This window comes from Achromobacter seleniivolatilans (assembly GCF_030864005.1).
GTDB classification, from domain to species: Bacteria; Pseudomonadota; Gammaproteobacteria; order Burkholderiales; family Burkholderiaceae_B; genus Achromobacter; species Achromobacter seleniivolatilans.
The window spans coordinates 6,550,016-6,564,197 of the sequence record NZ_CP132976.1; the positions used below are offsets into that span (position 1 = coordinate 6,550,016).

6 protein-coding genes (1 of these 6 only partly in view) are annotated in these 14,182 nt (G+C 61.1%); 2 read left to right on the forward strand and 4 right to left on the reverse strand.

Annotated elements, in window-relative coordinates; all coding sequences use genetic code 11:
- Window positions 1-10,247 carry the 5' end (the start) of an Ig-like domain-containing protein gene (locus RAS12_RS29560; protein WP_306944035.1) on the reverse strand. The gene continues 19,840 nt to the left of window position 1, outside the view, so 10,247 of the gene's 30,087 nt are visible here — the first part of the coding sequence; the start codon lies at window positions 10,245-10,247; its stop codon lies off the left edge, out of view.
- A 735-nt stretch (window positions 10,248-10,982) separates the two neighbouring features.
- Between RAS12_RS29560 and RAS12_RS29565 the strand changes: the two genes are divergently transcribed.
- The gene (locus RAS12_RS29565) at window positions 10,983-11,303 is read left to right on the forward strand and encodes a hypothetical protein (protein ID WP_306944036.1); all 321 of its coding nucleotides are present in this window, start codon (window positions 10,983-10,985) and stop codon (window positions 11,301-11,303) included.
- 13 nt (window positions 11,304-11,316) lie between these two features.
- Here the strand turns inward: RAS12_RS29565 and RAS12_RS29570 are convergent, their stop codons facing one another.
- The 3 genes from RAS12_RS29570 to RAS12_RS29580 form a co-directional block, all read right to left on the reverse strand.
- On the reverse strand, window positions 11,317-11,658 hold the full coding sequence (locus tag RAS12_RS29570) for a hypothetical protein (RefSeq protein WP_306944037.1): 342 nt from the start codon (window positions 11,656-11,658) through the stop codon (window positions 11,317-11,319).
- A gap of 118 nt (window positions 11,659-11,776) precedes the next feature.
- Window positions 11,777-12,379 (reverse strand): LysE/ArgO family amino acid transporter, encoded by a 603-nt coding sequence (locus RAS12_RS29575; RefSeq protein WP_306944038.1) that lies wholly within the window; start codon window positions 12,377-12,379, stop codon window positions 11,777-11,779.
- A 128-nt stretch (window positions 12,380-12,507) separates the two neighbouring features.
- On the reverse strand, window positions 12,508-12,738 hold the full coding sequence (locus RAS12_RS29580; RefSeq protein ID WP_306944039.1) for an HP1242/YdcH family protein: 231 nt from the start codon (window positions 12,736-12,738) through the stop codon (window positions 12,508-12,510).
- A gap of 247 nt (window positions 12,739-12,985) precedes the next feature.
- Here RAS12_RS29580 and RAS12_RS29585 point away from each other — a divergent pair, with 247 nt between their 5' ends.
- A complete protein-coding gene (locus tag RAS12_RS29585; protein ID WP_306944040.1) occupies window positions 12,986-14,134 on the forward strand; it encodes a sterol desaturase family protein in 1,149 nt (382 codons plus the stop codon).
- The last annotated feature ends 48 nt before the right edge of the window (window positions 14,135-14,182 follow it).

Consider the following 14,182-nt stretch of genomic DNA (forward strand, 5'->3'; position numbering starts at 1 on the left):
TCCAGACTGACCTGCACCGATTGGCTGGCGCCCAGGGCGCCGCTCAGGTTGCCACGGAACACCAGGGTGTTGTCGTTGGTGATGTAGTCGGTGGCGCTGCTGCCTGTGTCCTGGCTGATCGAGCTGATGCTGATACTTGCAGTCGGTGCGACGGTTGCAATCACGATGGCGTGGCTCGTGCCGTTGCCGATATTGCCGGCACCGTCGATGATGCGCGCCTGCACGCTGTAGCTGCCATCGGCCATGACATTGGCGGTGTTGTTGTAGCTCCAGGTCGTGCCGCTGACCGTGGCGTTGAGCCAGGTGGCGCCGCCATCCAGGCTGATCTGCACGGATTCATTGGCGGCCAGGGGACTGGTCAAGGCGCCGTTGAACACCAGGGTATTGCTGCCGGTGATGAAATCGCTGGCGCTGGCCCCGGTATCCGGGGTGATCGAGGTGAGGGTGATCGGGTTGCCCGCGGGGGTGGCGGTGTCGATCACCACCAACTGGCTGGCGACAGTTCCGCTGTCTCCGGCCACGTTGATCACTCGGGCTTGCACGGTGTAGTTGCCCGAGGCCAGGGTGTTGGCGCTGTTGTCGTAGGTCCAGCTGCTGCCGCTGACCGTGGCGTTCCGCCAGGTCGCTCCGCCGTCCAGGCTGAACTGCACGCTTTCGCCCGCGCCCAGCGCGGTGCTCAGGCTGCCATGAAAGACCAGGTTTTGCGCGCTGGTGACGTAGTCGCTGCTGCTGATGCCGGTATCGGGTGTCATCGACACAATGGCAATACTTTCCACCGGTGCAACCGTGTTGATCACCACCAGTTGGCTGGCGCTTGTGCCTGGGTTGCCTGCGGCGTCCACCACCCGCGCCAGGACTTCATAGCTGCCATCGGCCATGGTGGCGGCGCTGTTGTCGTAGCTCCAGGTGTTGCCGCTCACGCTGGCGGTCTGCCAGGTGCCGCCGTTGTCCAGGCTGACCTGCACATATTCGCCTATGGCCAGCGTAGAGCCCAGCGTGCCGCTGAACAGCAGGTGGTTGCCGTTGGTGATGAAATCGCTGGCGCTGCTGCCTGTGTCGGGACTGATGGCGGTGATGGAGATGCTCTCGGTTGGCGCGCTGGTGTCCACCGTCAGGGTAAACAAACTGGACGTGGTGCCTTGGATGCCGGCCACATTGGTGATGACCGCGTCAAAGCTGTAGCTGCCTTCGGCCAGGGCGCCGAGCTGATAGGTCCAGGTATTGCCACTGACCGTGGCATTTCCCAGCAAGGTGGAACCCTGGAAGACCTGCACGATGTCGCCGGCAATCAGGCCGGTAACGCTGCCGTTTAGCAGCGCAGTCGTGTCGTTGGTACTGGTGCCGCTGGCGAAGTTGCCCACTTGCGCAGCGATGTTGTCAGCGTAGTTGCTGATCGCCACGCTGTTGCCCGTGGTGGGGGCGGTGGTGTTGATGATCAGCGTCTGGCTAGCCAGGTTACCGATATTGCCCGCGGTGTCCACCACCCGCGCTTCGACGTTATAGCTGCCAGCCGCTAGCGCGCTGGCACTGTTGTCATAGCTCCAGCTGGTACCGCTGACCGAAGCCGCGTGCCAGGTGCTTCCACCGTCCAGGCTGATCTGCACCGAGCCGTTGGCCGCCAGCGCCGCGCCCAGGCTGCCGTGGAAGACCAGAGTCTGATCGCTGGTGATGAAGTCGTTGCTGCTGGTGCCAGTGTCTTGCGTGATGGAAGTGATCGCCACGCTCTGGGTCGGGGCAACGCTGTTGATGATGAAGGTCTGGCTGCTGATCGGGCTCTGGTTGCCCGCCCCATCCTGGACCCAGACCTGTGCCGGGTAGCTGCCGTCAGCCAAAGTGGCGCCGCTCAGGTCCAGGGTCCAGGTGGTGCCGCTGACAGTGGCCGCCATCAGGGTTGCCCCGCCGTTGAGGCTGACTTGCACGCTGTCACCCGCAGGCAACGCGGCGCTGAGGGTGCCGCTCAGGATCAGATGATTGGTGTCCGTAAGGAAGTCACTGCTGCTGACGCCGGTATCCGGGCTGATCGCCGTCAGTGCGGCAGTCACCACCGGCGCCACGGTTTGGATGGTAAAGCCGAAGTCGCTCGACACGGTGCCCGGGTTGCCGGCGATGTCGGTAATCAGCGCGCGATAGGTGTAGGCGCCGTCGGGGTTGCTGCTCAGTTGATAGGTCCAGCTGCCGCCACTGACGTTGGCATTGCCCAGCAAGGTGCTGCCTTGATAGACCTGCACCAGGTCGCCGCTGTTCAGCCCGCTGACCGTGCCATTGAGCAAGGGTGCACTGGCATTGGTGCTGCTGCCATTGCCGAAGTTGCCCACTAGCGGGCCGACCGTATCGGTGTAGCTGGTGATCGCCACGCTGTTGCCGGCGGCCGGCGGTGCGGTATCGATCACCACGGTCTGGCTGGATACTGCGCTGGTATTGCCCGCCACATCGGTGACGCGGGTGGCGAAGGTGTAGGTGCCGGCGGCGAGCGTGTTGGCGCTGTTGTCGAGCTGGTAAAGGTTGCCGCTGACCAGCGTGGCGGTTTGCCAGGTATTGCTGCCGTCCAGAGAGATCTGCACCGTATCGTTGGCCGCCAGGGTGCCGGAGAGTGTCGCGCTGACCACCAGGTGTTGAGCGCTGGTGATGAAGTCGCCAGCGCTGCTGCCGGTGTCTGCGCTGATGGCACTGATGGTTGGGGCCGCACTGGGCGCCACGCTGTCGATCACCACGGTTTGCGCTGTGGTGGCGCCCACGTCGCCAGCCACGTTGATCACCCGCACCTGCACGTCATAGCTGCCATCGGGCAGGGAGTTTGCGGTATTGTCGAGCGTCCACGCAGTACCGCTGACGCTCGCTGTTTGCCAGGTGCTGCCGCCATCGGTGCTCAGTTGAACCGCTTCGCCGCCAATCAGCGGCGCCCCCAGGGTGCCGTTGAACAGCAGGCTGTGGTCGTTGGTGATGAAGTCCGTGCCGATCAGGCCGCTGTCGCGGGTGATCGAAACCAGACTAACTGTTTCGCTGGATGACGGCGGCGTGGTACTGACCACCACCACTTGGCTGGCACTGCTGCCCACGTTGCCAGCGGCGTCGATCACCTGCGCCAGCACGTTGTAGCTGCCATCCGCTAGCGTGTTGGCGCTGTTGTCATAAGTCCAGTTGGCGCCGCTGACAGCGGCGTTGTGCCAGGTGCTGCCGCCATCCAGACTGATCTGCACGCCGTCACCGCTGGCCAGCGCAGCGCCGACCGTGCCCTGGAACACCAGGTGGGTGGCACTGGTAATGAAGTCGCTGTTGCTCAGACCGGTATCGGGAGTGATCGAGATGACGGTCACCGTTACGCTGGCGCTTGGCGGCGTGCTGTCGATCACCACCACTTGGCTGGTGCTCTGGCCGATATTGCCTGCCAGGTCAGCGACGCGTGCCTGCACGGTATAGCTGCCATCGGGCAACGAGGCGCCGGTGCCGTCATAGCTCCAGCTGGTGCCGGTGACATTGGCGGTCTGCCAAGTGGTGCCGCCGTCCGCGCTGATCTGCACGATCTGCTGGTTCAACAACGGCGCGCTCAGGGTGCCCTGGTACAGCAGCGTATGGTCACTGGTAATGAAATCACTGGCGCTGGCGCCGGTATCGCGGGTGATGGACGAGATCACAATGCTTTCATTGGCGGCCGGTGTGGTGGTATCGATCACCACGCTCTGGCTGGCGGTCTGGCCCACACTCCCCGCGACGTTGACCACCCGTGCGACGACGGTATAGGTGCCGTCGGCCAGTACATTGGCCGTATTGTCGTAACTCCAGGTGGTGCCGCTGACCGTGGTGTTCTGCCAGGTGCTGCCACCGTCCAGGCTGATCTGCACGCTATCGCCAGCGGCCAGAGCGGTACCAACGGTGCCTTGAAATATCAGGCTGGGGGCGTTGGTGATGAAATCCGCAGCGCTGATCCCAGTGTCTGGACTGATAGAACTGATGGTCACGGTTTCACTGGCGCTTGGCGGCACGGTGTTGATCAGCAGGGTTTGGCTGGCGGTCTGCCCCACATCCCCCGCGACGTTGATCACCCGCGCGGCAACGCTATAGGTGCCATCGGGCAAGGCATGGGCGCTGTTGTCATAGCTCCAGGTGGTGCCGCTGACCGTGGCGCTCTGCCAGGTGCTGCCGCCGTCCAGGCTGATCTGCACGCTGTCGCCATTGGCCAGTGCCGTGCCCACGGCGCCGTGGAACACCAGGTTGGAAGCGCTGGTGATGAAGTCGCTGCTGCTGATGCCGGTGTCGGGCGTGATGCCGCTGATGGTTACGGTTTCGCTGGCGCTTGGCGCCACCGTGTTGATCACCACAGTCTGGCTGGCGCTCTGGCCGACATCGCCAGCCAGGTTGATCACCCGCGCCGCAACACTATAGGTGCCATCGGCCAGGGCGTTGGCGCTGTTGTCGTAGCTCCAGCTGGTGCCGCTGACCGTGGTGTTCAGCCAGGTGCTGCCACCGTCTAGACTTATCTGCACACTGTCGCCGGCAGCCAACAAGGTTCCGACGGTGCCATGGAATACCAAATTAGGCGCATTGGTAATGAAGTCGGTGCTGCTGATCCCGCTGTCCAGGGTGATGGCGGTAATGGCCACGGTTTCGCTGGCGCTTGGCGCCTGCGTGTTGATCACCACCGTTTGATTCGCGATTTGGCCCACATTCCCGGCAACATTGACCACGCGCGCTGCGACGCTATAGGTGCCATTGGCCAAGGTGTTGGCAGTGTTGTCGTAGCTCCAGGTGGCGCCGCTGACCGTGGTGTTTTGCCAGGTGCTGCCGCCGTCCAGGCTGATCTGCACACTGTCGCCCGAGGCCAGGGCGGTGCCCATCGTGCCGTGGAACACCAGATGCTGCGCATTGGTGATGAAATCGCTGCTGCTGGCGCCACTGTCCGGGGTGATCGCCGTAATGGCCACGGTCTCGCTGGCACTCGGCGCCTGGGTATTGATCGCGACCGTCTGGCTGGCGCTTTGTCCTACATTCCCGGCGATATCGATCACCCGCGCAGCCACGTTATAGGTGCCATCGCTCAGAGGGGTGCCGCTGTTGTCATAGCTCCAGGCGGTGCCGCTGACCGTCGCGGTCCTCCAGGTGCTGCCGCCATCAAGGCTGACCTGCACACTGTTGCCAGCGGCCAAGGCGGTGCTCAGCGTGCCATGGAACACCAGGCTGGGATCGTTGGTGACAAAGTCGCTGCTGCTGGCGCCGCTGTCCTGCGTGATGAAGGTAATGGCAATGGTTTCGCTGGCGTTGGGAGCGGTGGTGTCGATCACCAAAGTCCGGCTGGCAATCTGGCCAATATTGCCTGCCAGGTTGATCACCCGCGCCTCAACGCTATAGGTGCCATTGGCCAGGGGGTTGGCGCTGTTGTCGTAGCTCCAGCTGGTGCCGCTGGCCGTGGCGTTGAGCCAGGTGCTGCCACCGTCTAGACTTATCTGTACGCTGTCACCAGCGGCCAGGGCGGTGCCCAGGGTGCCCTGGAATACCAGGTTGGCATCGTTGGTGATGAAGTCGCTGCTGCTGGCGCCGGTGTCCTGGGTGATGGACGTAATGGCAATGGTTTCGCTGGCGCTCGGCGCCGCGGTGTTGATCACCACGGTCTGGCTGGCACTCTGACCGATACCGCCTGCCAGGTTGATCACCCTGGCTTGAACGGAGTAGCTGCCGTCGGCGAGCGCATTGGCGCTGTTGTCATAACTCCAGCTGGTGCCGCTGACGGTGGTGTTGAGCCAGCTCGTGCCGCCGTCCAGGCTGATTTGCACGGTTTCGCCACTGGCCAGTGCGCTGCCCAGGGCGCCGTGGAACACCAGGCTTGAATCGTTGGTGACAAAGTCGCTGCTGCTGATGCCGCCGTCCTGCGTGATGGACGTAATGGCGATGGTTTCGCTGGCGCTGGGGGGCACGGTGTTGATCACCAGCGCCTGGCTGGCGGTCTGGCCCACATTGCCCGCTATGTTCACCACGCGAGCCTGCACGGTGTAACTGCCATCGGTCAAGGTGCTGACGCTGTTGTCGTAGCTCCAGCTGGTGCCGCTGACCGTGGCGTTGAGCCAGGTCATGCCGCCGTCTATGCTGATCTGCACGCCATCGCCAGCGCCCAAGGTGCTGCCCAGCGTGCCGTGGAACACCAGGTTGGCATCGTTGGTGATGAAATCGCTGCTGCTGGCGCCACTGTCCTGTGTGATGGATGTAATGGCAATGGTTTCACTGGCGCTGGGCGCCTGGATGTTGATCGTCACGGATTGGCTGGCGCTCTGGCCGGCAACCCCTGCCAGGTTGATCACCCTGGCTTGAACGATGTGGCTGCCGTTGCTCAGTGCATTGGCGCTATTGTCATAACTCCAGTCCGTGCCGCTGACCGTGGCATTGAGCCAGGTGCTGCCGCCATTTACGCTGATTTGTACGCTATCCCCTGGTGCCAGCGGTATGCCTAGCGTGCCGTGGAACACTAGGTTCGGATCGCTGGTGATGAAGTCGTTGCCGCTGACCCCGGTATCCAGGTTGATGGCGGTAATGGCAATGGTTTCAGTGGCGCTGGGCGCAAGAGTATTGACCACCATGGGCTGGCTGGCGGTCTGGCCGATATTGCCAGCCACGTTGATCACCCGGGCGTTGATGGTGTAGTTGCCATCGGCGAGCGCGCTGGCGCTGTTGTCATAGCTCCATGTGCTGCCGCTGACGGCAGCGTTCAGCCAGGTGGCGCCGCCATCGAGACTGATTTGCACGGTCTCTCCACTGGCCAGTGCGCTGCCTAAGGTGCCGTGGAACACCAAGCTTGAATCGTTGGTGACAAAGTCGCTGCTGCTGGCGCCCGTGTCCTGGGTGATGGACGTAATGGCAATGGTTTCAGTGGCGCTGGGCGCCACGGTGTTCACCACGACGAGCTGGCTGGCGCCAAGCCCCACATTGCCGGCGGTGTCGACCACCCGTGCCTCGACGTTATAGCTGCCGCTGGCCAGAGTATTGGCCGAATTGTCATAACTCCAGGTGAGGCCGCTTACAGAGGCATTGAGCCAGGTGCTGCCGCCGTCCAGGCTGATCTGCACCCTGTCGCCGCTGGCCAGCGTGGCGCCCAGGGTGCCGTGCAGCACCAGATTCGGATCGTTGGTAATGAAGTCGCTGCCGCTCGCGCCGTTGTCGTGGGTGATGGACGAAATGGCAACGGTTTCAGTGGCGCTAGGCGCCACGGTGTTGACCACGACGAGCCGGCTGGCGGTCTCGCCGATTGCGCCGGCCTCGGAGATGATCCGTGCCTGAACGGCATAGCTGCCGCTGGCCAATGGGCCGGCGCTGTTGTCATAGCTCCAGCTTGTGCCGCTGACGCTGGCATTGAGCCAGGTCGTGCCGCCGTCCAGGCTGATCTGCACGCTCTCGCCGCTGCCCAGTGCACTGCCTAAAGTGCCGTGGAACACCAGGCTAGGATCGTTGGTGACAAAGTCGCTGCTGCTGACGCCGGTGTCCTGGGTAATGGACGTAATGGCAATGGTTTCACTGGCGCTGGGCACAGTGGTGTTGATCACCACCAATTGGCTGCTTGCAGCACTGGCATTGCCCGCCGCGTTCACCACCCGCGCCTCAAAGCTGTAGCTGCCTGCGGCCAGGGTGTTGGCGCTGTTGTCGTACTGATAGGTCGAGCCGCTGACCAGGGCCGCATTGTGCCAACTGCTGCCGCCATCCACGGAGATCTGCACCGTGTCGCCCAGGTTGATGTTCAAGGTGCCGGTCAGGGTTGCCGTCACCAGCAGATGCTGATCGCTGGTAATGAAGTCGCTGCTGTTGACCCCCATATCCTGGGTGATCGCACTGACGGCCGCGGTGGCGGCTGGCACCAGGGTGTTGGTATAGGGGTGGGAGGTCGCGGTACTGGTGTAGCCTTCTGGCGTCGTCGCCGTGGCCACGATGCTGCCGCTGAGCTGCGCTGCGGCGGAGCTGGTGCTGTAGCCGCCATTGGCATTGGCCACGGTAGAGCTGGTGCTGCCATCGGGATAGGTGATGAGCACGGTGCTGCCCGGCTGCGCGGTGCCACTGACGGTCAACGTGCCGTTGCTGTTGGCGACCACGGTCTCCGTGGGCGCCAGTGGTGGTGTGGTGTTGTGGTAACTGCTGGTGGCCGCTGGGCTGCTATAGCCTTGAACTGTCGTGGCGGTCACCGACACCGAACCGTCGTATTGCACGGTCGGCGAGGTGATGCTGTAAGTGCCGTTGGCGCTGGCGACGACCGTGCCGGTGGTGCCATCGGGATAGGTCACGGCCACGGTGCTGCCAGCCTGCGCCGTACCGCTGACCGTCAGCGTGCCATCCGGGTTGGTATGCGTCGTTTCGGTCGGTGTGGCTGGTGGCGTGGTGTTGGTATAGGGCGTGCTGGCGGTGCTGCTGCTCAGGCCGCCGGCCTCGGTGGCGCTGGCGGTGACCTGCCCATTGTTCTGCGGGGTCGGCGAGGTGATGCTGTAGGTGCCGTTGGCGGCCGTCACCGCCGTGCCGGTGGTGCCATCGGGATAGGTCACGGTCACGGTGCTGCCGGGCTGCGCCGTGCCACTCACCGTAATGGTGCCGTTGGGGTTGGTGGTGAGCGTTTCGGTCGGTGCGGCGGGGGGCGTGGTGTCCGTGTACGGGGTACTCGCGGTCGTGCTGGTATAGCCTTGCGGCGTGGTCGCGGTGGCGCTTACCGGGCCGCTGCTCTGCACGGTCGGCGACGTGACGCTGTAGGTGCCGTTGGCACCGGCAACGACACTTCCGGTGGTGCCATCGGGATAGGTGACCGTCACCGTGCTGCCGGGCCGCGCCGTGCCACTGACGGTGATTGTGCCGTTGGGGTTGGCGCTTACGGTTTCGGTGGGCGCCAGTGGCGCCGTGGTGTTGTGATACACCGTGGAGGCTGGTGTGCTGACATTGGTCGCCTCGTCGGTCGCCGTTACGGTGACCGTACCGTCATTCTGCTCCGCACTCGACGTCGTGCTGTAGGCGCCGCTGGCACTAGCCACCGTCGTACTAGTCGAGCCATCAGGATAGGTAACCTTTATGGTGCTGCCCGGTTGAGCCGTCCCCGCTACCGTCACGGTGCCATTCGGGTTGGTGCTGATTGATTCAGTGGGCGATGCGGGGGGCGTTGTATCAACCAATACGGTCTGTGTAGCGCTGGGGCCGGCATTACCTGCGGCGTCTACCACGCGTACGACCACCTGGTAGGTACCGTCCAGTAAGGGGTCGAAGCTCCAGTTGGTGCCGGTGACCGTTGCTGTATTCCAGGAAACGCCGCCATCCAGGCTGATCTGCACCGTATCACCTGCCGACAATGGCGCCGTTAACGTGCCGAAGAATGTCGGATTATTGTTATTGGTGATTAGCTCGGTGCTGTTCGCGCCTGTTTGGTGGGTAATGGAGATACTGGCGACCACGACAGTCGGCGCGGTGGTGTCAATGGTGACGGCCTGTGTGCCCGCAGCATTGGCCACACCGGCTGAATTGATCACGCGGGTGGCAAAGTTATAGTGGCCCTCCGCAAGCGCGTCGGCGCTGTTGTCGAACGCATAGGTATTGCCGCTTACCAGCGCTGCGTTATGCCAGGTTGCGCCGCCATCTACGGAGATCTGAACGGTCTCACCCGGTTCCAGCAACCCGGTCAAGGTGGCACTGACGACTTGGTGTTGCACATTGGAGATAAAGCCGTTGCCGCTAGCCAATGCCCCTTTGGATATGGCGCTGATGACGGCAATCGCGGTGGGTCCAGCCGGCGCGGCGGGTGATATGGAACCACCCGAGCTTTCACTGCCGCTGCTACTGCCACCACCACCACCGCCGCTGCTGCTTGCGGCAATGCCCGCCAGTCCCAACCCCAATGCGCCGAGAACCCAGGGCAAAGCGCCGCCCATGCCGCCGCCTTCGGCCAGTAGCGGATCAATCGCATCGATACTGTCGTAGGTGGGCACCGATGCGGCGGCGTCGGTCGCGCTTGCCTCTGCCGCATCCGGCGGCTGTAGCAACCACAGCGACTCATCCGGGTCCTGCAAGACCAGGCTGTTCTTCTGGCCTTGGTGGTGCAGGTAATACCCATGCACCCGCACGACTTCGCCGGATACGGTCGTGATAACGAGCGTATCTCCGTCGCGAGTCATGGACTTGATTTGGGCTTTGGGTATGGGGACCTGTACGACCGATGGCGATGACAAGGTCAGGTCAGGTTGAGATGTACTGGACTGAGAATGTGTTTTCTTGTCCACGATACTGATAGAAATAGGGTTGCCCATTTTCTATACCTCAAGAACTTGACATCCAGGCTGGGGATCAGGAAGGCTCAAGTTAGGAAATATGTTATGCGCAAAAAAAAGCAAATGGATTACATCAAAATAAATATTTGTTTTGGGGAACAAAAATAAAAAAATTCAACACAGCCATTCGCTCAAACTAATGCTGCGGTATCAGATTCCATTTGGGAATCGAATAAAAGATTCCATTTTGGAATCGGATAGAGGATTAATAAGTAAACTGGCAGGGTGATAGTCATTTATCCCGTCGGCTACAGGCGGATTATTGTTTGGAGCCTATTAATTATTTTCATCGTCAGGTACTTGCTATATCTGCTTTGCCTGACAGCCCGGCGCGCAGGCAGCCTCAATCGCTGGCCGATGAGAAAACTAAAGGGCGCGGCTATTCAAACGTTGCATTTTCAAGAAGAGAAGTGCATTTAAATAAATGCGTGTCCGCGAACTCTCGCAGTCAGGGTCAATATCGCTTGCTGGTGTCGTTGCTTGGTATTAATAGCAATTTCGTATTGGACGCGGCCGCAATAACTGGGGGCAATCTTAATACCCATGTCTTCGACTAGTTGGTATGCTTCCGAAACGCAAACGAGCTGGCTGTTTAGCGTGGCTGTTTAATGCCGCGCTTTCCGGATCGTCTTGCAGATTCGCTCAAGCAAGATCGACTTTGAAAACACAGCAGCCGCGCATCGCGGCTTACCACGATGAGGTTGTTGAATGAGAATGTCGTTGCTTTTCGTGGCCGCTATCGTGACGGGTTGTGCGGCCACCAGCTCTGGAGACTTGATCAGCGAAGCGAAGATCGCGGCTATCAAGATCCATGTCACCACCTTTGACGAAATGGCCCGTGACTTCGGGCCGCCTCGGACCCAGCACGTCAATCCGCAGGGGATACGTACTGCCACGTGGTTCTACTTCAATAACAGTGAATATGGGGCCGTGCAGGATCAGCGGACGTTGACGGTGATCTACAACCAAGACGGCACCGTCAAGGACTACATGAACGCTTCCAGCGGCCAGACAGAGAAAAAACCCGGTCGCTAATCGGCGTCACTCACTATTGCGAGGCTGAAGGCTTCACTGCGTTCGCTCTGATCTGCTCGGACCGTTCGCGCTGTTCCTTGCGTATGGGGATGCAATCGACCAGCAGCACTATCTCGCTAGTGCGCAGGTCAATCACCTTTGTGGCGCGATTGAGATCGGTGCGCGGCCCCCGGTCCAGGCAGGCCCGTTTGGCGCCGGAGCTTGCCCGAAAGAGTTCCGGAACACCCTTGTATTGAGGGTTCGGCACGCTCCACTTACCCTCCATGTCCTGAGTCTGCACCACGTACTGCGCGGACAGCGTGCCGGTATGCAGCAGGGCGGCGATTGCACATGCTGCGCCAATGGCGGTTTTCACGGGAGGTATCCGTTCAAGGTGGAGTTGGGGCAGCGTAGCAGTACGCAAGGGCTCTCGCCGTCCTTCAGACGGATGATCTTCAGATTTAACGCAAACGGGCGGCTGCGGCACGCTGGCGCTACAGCACCAGTTTCAGGCCTATCGTAAACATCGCGATTGCCACGCAGGCGTCCAACAATCGCCATGCGCGCGGGTCCGCGAATACCGGCCGCAGCAGCCGCGCGCCAAAACCCAGCGCAAAGAAGAAAACAAAGGACGCCGACATCGCGCCCAGCGCGAATGCGGTTTTTTGTCCTTCGTATTGGCTGGAAATGGAACCCAGCAGCACCACCGTGTCCAGATAGACGTGCGGGTTGAGCCACGTAAAGGCCAGGCAGGCAGCCAGCGTGGCGGCGCGCCCGGCTGTTTGTTTGGTGGAAGGAGTCAAGCTGCCGTGTTGCTGGCGCAGCGCCGAGGCCAGGCTGCGCGCCGCATAAGCAAACAGGAACAGCGCACCGCCATATCGCATGGCGGATTCCAGCCAAGGCAGCGCGTTGACCGCCAAGCCAAAGCCGGCCACGCCCGCCGCAATCAGGATGGCGTCGGACACGGCACAGGTCAGGCAAACGGCAAAGACATGTTCCTGGCGCAGCCCTTGCCGCAGGACGAAGGCGTTTTGAGCGCCAATGGCAAGAATGAGGCTCAGGCTGAGCAGGAAGCCGGGAATAAAAGCGGAGGACATCGGAAACCCTATACGAGGGCGATAGCCTAGCTTTTACTGCCAGCTAAGAAAAACTAAATATCCTAATTCGTACTTAGTTTTTCTAATTACCGCGGACCGTGGGTTTCAGGGTCCGGCAGGGCCAGGCGCTAAGCCTGGCTGGCGTTCGGGTCTGCCGCCCGCAACAAGCCATACAGCTTATCTTTCAGGTGCAGCTTCTCTTTCTTCAGGACCTCAATGTTGTTGCCCGAACTCGGCACGATGCCGTCTTCCATGTTCTTGATTTCCTGGTCCAGGTCGTTGTGACGCTGGAACAAGGCCGAGAAATGCGCGTTCTCGGATTTCAGCTGGGTAATGAGGTTGCGATATTCAGGGAACATAAGGGCCTCTTTTGGAACCAATTGACGGGACCGATGACGCGCCAGGTGACACCTCATCAGCGTCAATTCCATGACACGCCAACCGCCAGTCCTTGTCAACCGCTCCGCAGGCTGCCATGTTCGTAAATTTGATGCCGCGCAACCCTGTCGCATAGGGAGCCAACCTGTTGCGTCTATATACGTTTCATTACATGGGTATTCAGCCCCGGCGATACACTCGCTACCCCGTGATAGACATTAAAGTGAAATGAAACAGCGCGCGCCTATCCATCGGCAAATTTTTGAGCTCTTCAGGCAAGACGGACGCATCAATCCGGGTACAGGCATGATGAGCGGCGTGATTGCGCTGTTTCTGGCGATCCTGGCGGTACTGGGCGTACTGGCATTTCACTTCCCGGCCTATCTGACGACACCGGAACTTCGCGCGTTCTACACGGTGGAAGCGATGCGCACGTTGTTGTTCTGCGCATTGCTGGTGTCGGGTTCGATCGCGCTGGCCAATACCGTATTGGGCCGTCAACGCTGGCTGAATATCACCGCGTTCGTGTTGGTCTGCGGCGCAGTGGCGGCGGGCGGCAGTCAGGTCGTCGTTACGACCACCAATACCGGCAATCACCCCTATTTGGGGCTGGACTGGTTCATTCTGGACCTGCTGGCATCCAGCACGGTCTTCATCATCTTCGAAAAGCTGACGCCGCTGTATCCGGGGCAACCGGTATTTCGCGGTGAGTGGCAAGTGGACATGAAGCACTTCCTGTTCAACCACCTGTCGGTGGGGGCGGTGCTGTTGTGCATCAACTTCTTCATCCACAGGCTGTTTTCGTGGGCGGCCTACGAACCGCTGCAAGAGTTGATCCGGTCCATGCCGTATCTGCTGGAACTGTTTGTGGCGGTGCTGGTGGCAGATCTGGCGCAATACGCGGCGCATCGTATCTATCACGAGGTGCCGGTCATGTGGCGCTTCCACGCCGTGCACCACAGCACGCGCACGCTGGACTGGCTGGCAGGATCGCGTCTGCATATCGTTGAGTTGCTGATCACTCGCGTGGCTGTGCTGGGCGTGTTGTTTGTGCTTGGTTTTTCCAAGTCGGTGCTGGATGCCTACATCATCATCGTCGGTTTCCAGGCAGTGCTGATTCACTCGAACGTCAGGCTGCCCTGGGGCTGGCTGCGCTACATCATCGTGACGCCGGATTTCCATTACTGGCACCATTCGTCGGACACCGAGGCGATCGACAAGAACTACGCGGCGCATTTCTCGTTTATCGACTACATCTTCGGCACCGCCGTGCGCGGCGTGGGCAATCGCCTGCCGGAGAAGTACGGCATCCTGGACAACGATATGCCCGGGACCTTCCTGGCCCAGCAGGCGTATCCCTTCAAGCGCAAGAAGTAATCGCTTCCTGGTCAGGGCCCTGGCCTTGAGCCATTGGCGCCCGGACCT

What these genes read in the sequence shown, in the direction of transcription:
- RAS12_RS29565 (WP_306944036.1), top strand. Translation starts at nt 10,983, where the DNA reads ATGTCGTTGCTTTTCGTGGCCGCTATCGTGACGGGTTGTGCGGCCACC.
- RAS12_RS29575 (WP_306944038.1), bottom strand. Translation starts at nt 12,379, where the DNA reads ATGTCCTCCGCTTTTATTCCCGGCTTCCTGCTCAGCCTGAGCCTCATT.
- RAS12_RS29585 (WP_306944040.1), top strand. Translation starts at nt 12,986, where the DNA reads ATGAAACAGCGCGCGCCTATCCATCGGCAAATTTTTGAGCTCTTCAGG.
- RAS12_RS29580 (WP_306944039.1), bottom strand. Translation starts at nt 12,738, where the DNA reads ATGTTCCCTGAATATCGCAACCTCATTACCCAGCTGAAATCCGAGAAC.